Annotated in this window: 5 protein-coding genes; 3 read left to right on the top strand and 2 right to left on the bottom strand. The window is 46.5% G+C overall.

Annotated features, from left to right (window positions below; all coding sequences use genetic code 11):
• A partial coding sequence (locus tag AB4496_RS09810; RefSeq protein WP_372130885.1) for an FAD-linked oxidase C-terminal domain-containing protein occupies positions 1-2,009 on the top strand: 2,009 nt, incomplete at its 5' end.
• A gap of 139 nt (positions 2,010-2,148) precedes the next feature.
• Here AB4496_RS09810 and AB4496_RS09805 read toward each other — a convergent pair.
• On the bottom strand, positions 2,149-2,391 hold the full coding sequence (locus tag AB4496_RS09805) for a hypothetical protein (RefSeq protein ID WP_012601190.1): 243 nt from the start codon (positions 2,389-2,391) through the stop codon (positions 2,149-2,151).
• 24 nt (positions 2,392-2,415) lie between these two features.
• The gene (locus AB4496_RS09800; RefSeq protein WP_009846140.1) at positions 2,416-3,285 is read right to left on the bottom strand and encodes a GyrI-like domain-containing protein; all 870 of its coding nucleotides are present in this window, start codon (positions 3,283-3,285) and stop codon (positions 2,416-2,418) included.
• A 115-nt stretch (positions 3,286-3,400) separates the two neighbouring features.
• Between AB4496_RS09800 and AB4496_RS09795 the strand changes: the two genes are divergently transcribed.
• On the top strand, positions 3,401-4,549 hold the full coding sequence (locus tag AB4496_RS09795; RefSeq protein ID WP_102257666.1) for a PLP-dependent aminotransferase family protein: 1,149 nt from the start codon (positions 3,401-3,403) through the stop codon (positions 4,547-4,549).
• Between the two features lie 311 nt (positions 4,550-4,860).
• Entirely contained in the window at positions 4,861-5,850 is a 990-nt protein-coding gene (locus AB4496_RS09790) for a rhodanese-related sulfurtransferase (protein ID WP_102257667.1), read from the top strand.
• The last annotated feature ends 218 nt before the right edge of the window (positions 5,851-6,068 follow it).

The raw sequence follows: 6,068 nt of genomic DNA, 5'->3' as shown, positions 1-6,068 counted from the left end.
CGGCTCTGTTGGTGTTTGCCGACATCGAACAAGCCAGTAAAGCGGTTACTACGCTATCAAAAACACCCGTTGCTGCGGTTGAATTGATGGATGGTAGAGCGCTGCGTTCAGTGGCTGATAAACCGGGTATGCCTGCATTTATGCCAAGCTTGGACTTAGAAGCCGCGGCTATTTTGGTTGAATCACACGCCAGCTCCCAGCCGGACTTAGATTTACAATGTAAATCAATTTTGGACGCATTGACTGAATACACGATTGTTGAATCGGTGCCTTTCACTTCCGATCCAAAGACAGTCACAACTCTGTGGGGCATTCGAAAAGGCATGTTCCCTGCGGTTGGAGCCGTTCGTGAAGTCGGTACAACCGTTATCATCGAAGACGTGGCTTTCCCTGTCGAAAACCTCGCTAACGGCATTCGAGAGCTGCAAGAGCTGTTCGATAAATACGACTACAGCGAAGCGATCATTTTCGGCCATGCCCTCGAAGGCAACCTGCATTTTGTGTTTACTCAAGGCTTCGACAGCCAAACAGAAATCGATCGCTACGGCGGTTTCATGGATGACGTTGCCGAACTGGTCGCGGTGAAATACCAAGGTTCTCTGAAAGCAGAACATGGCACTGGCCGTAATATGGCACCTTATGTCGAATTGGAATGGGGTAAAGATGGCTACGCCTTGATGCAACAGATCAAAGCCTTGTTTGATCCAGAAAGACTGCTCAACCCCGGCGTTATTATTAACGACAATCCAAATTCACACATCACGAATTTGAAGCCAATGCCTGCTGCCGACGACCTTGTCGACCGCTGTATCGAGTGTGGCTTCTGTGAGCCTGTTTGTCCGTCTCGTACCTTAACTCTATCGCCACGCCAACGTATCGTGCTGTACCGCGAGTTACAACGCCGACGTGCCGCAGGTGAAGAGATGGAAGCAAGCGAACTAGAGAAAACCTTCGAATACCAAGGCATTGATACCTGCGCCGCAACAGGCCTGTGTGCCGAGCGTTGCCCAGTGGGAATCAACACCGGCGATTTGATCAAGAAGCTTCGTATTGCCAAGTACGAGAAATTTACGCCAATCGCTAAGTGGACAGCGGATCATTTCTCGACCACCACCAAGCTGACCAAAGCCGGCCTCAAAACCAACCAAGTGGCGAGTAAAGTATTAGGCGCAAACACAGTCGGCAAGCTAACCAACGGCCTGCGCTCAATAACTAAAGGCGCGACACCTGTTTGGATGCCTGAGATGCCGCAATCCAATAGTCACTCGCTAGTCTCATCACCCGTGACGGCAGAATCCTCAAGCAATCATAAGAAGGTGGTTTACCTCCCTTCGTGTGCCAGTCGAACCATGGGACAGCAAAGCGATGCGGGCGATCAACGCCCTCTAACTGAAGTGACCATGTCTTTGCTTAACAAAGCCGGATTTGAGGTTATTCTTCCGAAGAAGCTAGACGACCAATGTTGTGGCATGCCTTACGACAGCAAAGGGATGACCGATTTAGCCCAATCTAAAGCGCAACAGCTCGAAGAAGTGTTGTGGCAAGCCAGTCGTCAGGGTGAATACCCAGTATTAATGGACACCAGCCCATGTGCTAAACGCAGTATTGAACAGTTCACCAAGCCACTAGAAGTGCTAGAGCCGACAGGGTTTGTGAATCAATACTTGCTTGAGCACCTGACACTTGAGCCGCTGCAAGAAACCGTGATGCTGCATGTGACGTGTAGTTCTCGTCGAATGGGTTTGGAAGGCGCGATGTTGAGCCTTGCTAAAGCCTGTACCGAAGAGGTCATCGTTCCTGAGCATATTCAATGCTGTGGTTGGGCGGGTGATAAAGGTTTTACCACGCCAGAGCTGAATGAGGCGGCAGTGCATCCACTCAAAGAACAAGTGCCGAGCAACTGTACTCGTGGATTCAGCAACAGCCGAACCTGTGAGATCGGTTTGTCACATCACAGTGGCATTCCGTATCAATCCATCTTGTACTTAGTGGACGAAGTGGCGCAGTAGCTTCACTCTTAGTACAGAGCAATTTGCTCTAACTTAAAACAAAAATGGCAGCCCAATCAGGCTGCCATTTCTTTATTCGTTTATTCGAAAGATGCTACTTAACTGGGTGATGATGAGTTAACCGTTATTAAACTAGATATTACAAAGCTAAGCGCATCAGCTCTTCTGGCGAGTAGTGTTCTGCTTCTGCGCCTTTGGCGATTAAGTCGATCACTTGGAACTCGCTCATGTCACCAAACTCTTTGGTTAAGTAATCACGAAACGCTTTCTCATTCGGCCACTTACCTCGCACGATATAGCCCTCTTCTTTGTCAAAATCTTCTGTTTCAAAGAATGAAAAATCGGTCATACCAATATTGTGGCAATACAAAACGAGATACATAATTATTCCTCAAAAATGGGGTTACTAATAAAAACTCACAGGGAGATAGAAATCAAGCTCAAACACTTCATCACTGTTGAGAAAATGATTCTGATGATAATGCACATACGCAGGAGTAGAGCGCTGTTTAAAGCCAGACGTAGGTAGCCACTTTTCTAACACCATACTGATCTGTGGTAGCAGCTCACCATAACGGCCATTCAGTCGGAATACCGCGTGTAAACCACCCGGAATCACCATCTGGTTCACGACACTGCGATACTTAATCGGCTCATCAATCGCGATACACGCCACATAGCGACACTGATCCATTTCAACCCAAGCAGGGTTTGAGTGATGCAAACCAAATTGGCTCGAAAAGTCGCGCTGTTCTGAGTTCGCCCACGCTTTCAATATCAGCCACGCGTTGCGAATGGAACGGTTATAACCCGTATGTCGAACATAAGCCGCCATGCGCTCTGGTGTTTCAACGATCTTAGGTTCGGGTAACACTCTCTGCGCCACGTTCAAATAACCCGCCGCTACTTCGGGATCTTTCAAATAGGGTTTTTCTGCTATCTGTAAGTCGTGTTTACGCCATTCTCCGGGCGACATGTTAAAGGTCGCTTTGAATGCTCGGCTGAAAGATGACACCGAACTAAAGCCACATTTGCTAGCAATCTCTACCACTGACGACGTGGTATCGAACATCAATTGATTGGCCGCATACTCCATTCGAGTGCGTCGAATGTACTGATGTAGCGACTCCCCAACCACGCTTTTAAAGGTGCGGTGGAAGTGTTGTTCTGAATAAGCCGCAATCTCGGAGAGCGCTTTTGCCGACAAAGGCTGACTGATGTCTTGATGAATATGGAACAGAACATCATTGATTCGGGATAAGTGTTGTCGTGACATCGTTTAAATAGCATAAATGGACATGTTTAAGAGCATAAACGGACACGCTAGTTTTTACAATTGCCGTGTAATATCAAGCGATAGAATAAAAACGAAAAACGACGAGACACAACACATGGAAATCGCACAGTCATTACAACAGATTCAATCTTCATACATTCGAGAGATCCTCGCAGCCGCAAGCGATCCAAATGTCATCTCATTGGCCGGTGGTTTACCGGACGAGAAAACATTCCCTATCGATTTAATGAAGCCAACGCTAGAAAACTTAGCGAACATGCCTGAAGTTTTCCAATACGGTTCTACTGCGGGTTACGGCCCGTTGCTTGATCACCTTACGCAAAGCTACCAATTGCCAGAGACTCACACAGCAATGATCTGTACCGGTTCTCAGCAAGGTTTGGATTTGATTGCACGAGCGTATGTTGATCCGAATGATGTGGTTGTGATGGAAGCGCCAAGCTACTTGGGTGCGATGCAAGTGTTTGGCTTAGTTCAAGCAAACATTGCGACCGTGTCTCAAACTGAATTTGGCCCGAACCTAGACGAACTGGAAACGTGCTTTGCAGAGCAATCACCGAAAATGTTCTACGCCGTGCCAGATTTTCACAACCCAACAGGTGTATGTTGGGCAACAGAAACTCGTCAAAAAGTGGCTGAACTGTGTATTAAATACAACGTGGCATTCATTGAAGATGCGCCTTACCGCGAGCTACGCTTTACAGGCACTGAGCTGCCAATGGTTTCTTCGTTCTGCCCTGATAACTCTATCGTTCTTCGTTCATTCTCTAAGATTGCATCGCCAGGTCTACGTATTGGCGCGGTAACAGGTAAACGCAGCTACCTTGAGCCACTAATCAAAGTGAAGCAAGGCGCGGACTTACACTCAAGTGTACCAATGCAAGCGCTGCTTGTTGGTCTTCTAAAACATGAAGATTTCAACCTGCACATGGAAAATATTCGTACCCTTTACAAGTCTCGTTATGAAGTGCTGTTTTCAGAGCTAGAAAAACAGCTGCCTACTGACTGTGTATTAAAATCCGTTGATGGCGGAATGTTCATTTGGGTTGAAATCCCAGAGTGCGATACCTTCGAATTAGCTAAGACTCTGCTATCGAATGGCGTAGCGGTAGTACCAAGCCCAGTATTCTATCCAAAGGCTGATGAAGCTAAAGCTGCACTGCGCTTAAACTTCACCAACGCCAACCCAGAAGAATTAACAGAAGCGGTAAAACGCTTAGCGGAAGTACTTAACCAAGCGTAATCGCTGATTAAGTCAGACAGATTCAATACCAAGGCCCTGCTGTTTTTACAGCAGGGCCTTTTGGTTTGGGAATACGTTGTTGTAATTCGAACCTGATAAAACAGTTTCATTGAACTTCCTAGCCCATAAACCACACAAATAGAAATGATAAATAGCCCTATTTTTGGTTGGTTTTTGTCCATCCTTGGCTTGGTTATACTGCGGCGGATTTTAATAAGCCAATATGGGCAAACCTGAGTGAATTAAACTCAGTCTGTATCATAAAAGGCAACGCTCTGGATTTACGTTCCAGCTCGCAGAAAGGAAAAACCATGTCTCAATATGTTGTATGTGCTCTGTATAAATTCGTAGCACTTGATGATTACCAAGAAATTCGCCAGCCACTCACTGACGTGTTAGAAGCCAACCAAATCCGCGGTACTTTGCTACTTGCGAGTGAAGGTATCAACGGCACCGTTGCAGGTAAGCGCGAATCTATCGACGCTCTTCTTAAATGGTTCAAACAAGATTCTCGTTTGGCTGATGTTGTTTACAAGGAGTCGTTCAACGAAGAACAACCATTCAACCGCACCAAGGTTAAGCTCAAGAAAGAGATCGTAACCATGGGCGTTGAGGGTATCGACCCACGCCACGTTGTCGGCACTTACGTGAAACCAAACGAATGGAACGCATTGATCTCTGATCCTGATGTGATTCTGGTTGATACTCGTAACGATTACGAAGTCGATATCGGTACATTCAAAAATGCTGTAAACCCAAACACAGAAACCTTCCGTGAATTCCCTCAATACGTTGAAGAAAATCTCGATCCTAAGAAACACAAAAAAGTCGCGATGTTCTGTACTGGCGGTATTCGTTGCGAAAAATCAACAGCCTACATGAAAGAACAAGGCTTTGATGAGGTTTACCACCTTGAAGGCGGCATTCTTAAGTACCTAGAAGAAGTACCAGAAGAAGAGAGCATGTGGGAAGGCGACTGCTACGTATTTGACGGTCGTGTTGCAGTAAACCACCAGCTAGAAAAGAGCGGTTACGATGTGTGTAACGCGTGTCGTTTGCCAATCACTGACGAAGACAAAGCCTCTGAACACTTCGAGAAAGGCGTAAGCTGCCCTAAGTGTATTGATAAGCACAGCGACGAGCAGAAAGCCCGTTTCCGCGAACGTGAAAAGCAAGTTCAACTGTCGAATGCCCGTGGCGAAACCCACGTAGGCGGCGATGCTGCTCACCTTATCGAGCAACGCAAAAAAGAGAAGCTTGCACACAAAGAGCAGCAACGCTCTGGTAAGAAAGCGAAGTAATCCTTCTGCTTTCAACACGCATAGTTCCAAACATATAACTATAAATAGTTAGCTATATACATACAAAAGGGCGCAAGTTCGAAGATGATTCCTCGAGTTTGTGCCCTTTTTTGATCGCTTTACGGCTTTGTGTTTTGAACCACATTTCTTTCGATAAATTGCTTCTATACTGTCAGGGCGTGTTGACCTTCCGCGGTTGGATTTTGTTCGAGATAAAA

Origin of the sequence: Vibrio sp. 10N.222.46.A1, assembly GCF_041473595.1 — a bacterium.
In the GTDB taxonomy this organism is placed as follows: domain Bacteria; phylum Pseudomonadota; class Gammaproteobacteria; order Enterobacterales; family Vibrionaceae; genus Vibrio; species Vibrio tasmaniensis_A.
This window is presented reverse-complemented; position numbering and strand designations above follow the sequence as displayed.